Annotated in this window: 3 protein-coding genes; 1 reads left to right on the forward strand and 2 read right to left on the reverse strand. The window is 65.3% G+C overall.

Annotated features, from left to right (window positions below):
- Both ACLFQI_RS13035 and ACLFQI_RS13040 read right to left on the reverse strand, forming a co-directional pair.
- A partial coding sequence (locus tag ACLFQI_RS13035) for a hypothetical protein (protein WP_410759957.1) occupies positions 1–347 on the reverse strand: 347 nt, incomplete at its 3' end.
- 75 nt (positions 348–422) lie between these two features.
- Positions 423–2,126, reverse strand: a complete 1,704-nt coding sequence (locus ACLFQI_RS13040; RefSeq protein WP_410759959.1) for an FAD-dependent oxidoreductase — start codon at positions 2,124–2,126, stop codon at positions 423–425.
- A gap of 621 nt (positions 2,127–2,747) precedes the next feature.
- Between ACLFQI_RS13040 and ACLFQI_RS13045 the strand changes: the two genes are divergently transcribed.
- On the forward strand, positions 2,748–2,920 hold a 173-nt coding region (locus ACLFQI_RS13045; RefSeq protein ID WP_410759960.1), incomplete at its 3' end, for a hypothetical protein.

A 2,920-nucleotide genomic window follows, 5' to 3' on the forward strand; every position in this document is an offset into this window, starting at 1 on the left:
CCCTGCACCCAATCGGCGATGAACTCCTCGATCGACTCGATGAAGTCGGGCTCGTGCTCGCAGCGGTTGATGGTGCAGTGGATCAGGGTGCCTTCAGGCGTTGCCGTGATGGTCCAGGCCAGCGCGTTCGGGCAGCCGGGCAGGGTGAAGCGCACGCCATCGCGGATGCGCTCGCGGCGCACCCGGAACTGCCCCCAAAGGCAGTAGACCTCGCCGGCATCCTGTGCATCCGACCACTCCAGCACCCGGTCGATCGACGCGCAGAACTCGGTGAGTCGTGGGCCAGTGACCTGATCTTGGATGTGATCAGGGGTGAAGCGGCGCTGGGCGGTGGCAAAGAATTCCATCTGGGGTCTATCCCGTTGGGTGTCGGATGAACGCCATGATCGCATTGGTCGGGGAAAGGGACCAACGCCCTGTGTTCACTTCTCCCGCGCGTAGGGCCAGGCCATGATGCCGCCTTCCATGACCTTGACGTTGCGCCAGCCATGCTGCTGCAGGATGGCGGCGGCCTCGTAGCCGCGCAGCGAGATCTTGCAATAGAGGATGATCTCGCGGTCCTTATCCTCTGGCAGCTCGTTCAGCCGGCCCCTCAAGGCACCGAGCGGAATCAAGGTCTCGCCGATGCCGAGCCGCATCGCCTCGAACTCTTGCGGGCTGCGCGTATCCAGGATGAAACAATCGGCGCCATGGTCGACGCGGTGCTTGACCTCGGTGACCGAGAGCCCCTGCATCAGCCCCTTGAGCTTGTTCTCCATCACCTGTGCCGAGACGATGGTGTGATCGAGCGCGAGCGAGTACGGCGGGGCGTAGGGCAGATCGGCGTTGACCATGTCCTCGACGGTGAGCTGGCCGCGGATCGCCATCGCCATGGTCGCGACGCGCTTGCTGACATCGCCCGGGCCGATGCACTGGAAACCGAGGATGCGTCCGCTCTCGCGCTCGGCGACCAGTTTGCTGATCAGGAGCTTGCCGCCCATGAACACCGGGATGTCGAGTCCGGAGATGGTCGCGGTCTCGATGTCCTCGAAGCCGGCGGCGCGGGCCGCCTGTGCCGAGAGGCCGGTGAAGCCGACGGTGTAATCGAAGATCTTGCAGATGCCGGTGTGGGTGATCCCGGGAAAGCGGGCGCTGTTCTCGTTGATCACGTTTTGCCCAGCGACCCGGCCCTGCAGGTTGGCGATATCGCCGTAGGGCGCGCGCAGCCACTGGCCGCTGATCAGGGACTTGCATTCGACACAATCGCCGACCGCGTAGATGTCCGGATCAGAGGTCTGCATGCCGTCGTCGACGCGAATGCCGCCCTGATCGCCGATCTCGAGCCCGGCCAGCCGGGCCAGGTCGGTATTCGGACGCACGCCGACCGCGACCACCGCGAGCTGGCAGGGCAGCTCGGTGCCATTGTCGAGCTTGACCCCAGTGAGCTTGCCGTTGTCGCCGAGGAACTCGGCGACGCCATTGCCGACGATGATGTCGGGCCCGTGGGCGCGGATGTGGTTCTCGACCAGCTTCGCCAGGTCCGGGTCGAGGAAGGGCAGGATCTGACGCGTCTTCTCGATCACGGTGGTGTCGATGCCCGCCAGGCGCAGGGCCTCGCAGACCTCGAAGCCGATCAGCCCACCGCCGACCACCACCGCCTTCGCGACGCTATGCGCGTCACGCACCGCGCGCAGGTTGTCGGCGTCGCCCATCGAGTGCAGGGTCTGCACGCCGTCCAGGTCGAAGCCCGGTGCATTCGGGCAGACCGGGCGCGCGCCGGTGGCGATCACCAGCCGATCGTAGTGCAGGGTGCGCTCGGTCTCGGTCGGCAGGTGCTTGACGAGGACGGTCTTGGTCTCGCGGTCGATGCGCAGGGCCTCGGTCTGCACCAGCGCCTCGATGCCCTTGGCCTTGCCGTAGAAGTTCGGGTCGCGCACGATGCCGGCCGGGGTGCAGATGAGCATGTTGCGATCATCGAAGGTGCCGCCGACGTAGTAGGGGAAGCCGCAAGAGGCCATCGACAGCTCCTGCTCGCGCTGCACCAGGGTGATCTCGGCGAATTCGTCCATGCGCCGCGCCTTGGCGGCGGCCTTGGGGCCGGCGGCGGAGCCGCCGATGACGACGATGCGGGTGGGCTGCGACGACATGCTGGCGATCCTCTGCTGTCGAGTCGATGGGTGAAAGGGTTGGACCAAGTGTGGACGCAGGCAAGGGAACGGGGCGCTGCGATTGCGCAAGGCATCGCGGCTCATCGGTCGAGCGGTTGACGGGGCGCAAGTCCCCGTCGCCGGGCGCGCTTCTTATCGGGACATCAAGGGGTTCGAAGCAAGCGGGTTGGCTGACCGCCGGCCTCGCCGGGGGCGGATGACGAGCGCCGAGATCCATCGAGCGATTGCTGGCGCTCGCCTCCTGACCGAGCGCAGGCCTTGCGATCTGAACGACCGCTTATCTCGCCATAAGGAATTTCAACGGTTGCCGATGGTGACCGCTCCGCTGAGGACGGCAGCGTTGTTGGCCACTGCGGACCAGGGCCTTGCGGGAGCCCTGTGGCGAGCCTCGTGAGAGCGTTTTAATTGATCTTGATCAATGGCTTATTCGGCCGCGGTCGAACGTGGCGGCACCCGCCGAGGGGCGCGGAGCCGAGGTGCTCGCGAGCAAACATTTCCCCAAACAATACGACGTTGGCGTTGATCCGGCGCGCTTACCGCCCAGCTTCGCAAATATTAGAATGTGACGACATTCCCCGAGGCCAGACGAACACCACGCCCATGAAAGACCCTGCCGTGCAACACGATGCCGAGATCGGCCAGACTGAGGTCAAAGAGACCACCTGCTACATGTGCGCCTGTCGCTGCGGCATTCGCGTGCATCTGCGCGATGGTCAGGTCCGCTACATCGAGGGCAACCCGGACCATCCGCTGAACAAGGGCATCCTCTGTGC

The sequence above is a fragment of the Halochromatium sp. genome (assembly GCF_046541315.1).
Classification (GTDB): domain Bacteria; phylum Pseudomonadota; class Gammaproteobacteria; order Chromatiales; family Chromatiaceae; genus Lamprobacter.

Excerpts from the sequence above, each read along its gene's own strand:
- ACLFQI_RS13040 (WP_410759959.1), bottom strand. The coding sequence starts at position 2,126 with ATGTCGTCGCAGCCCACCCGCATCGTCGTCATCGGCGGCTCCGCCGCC.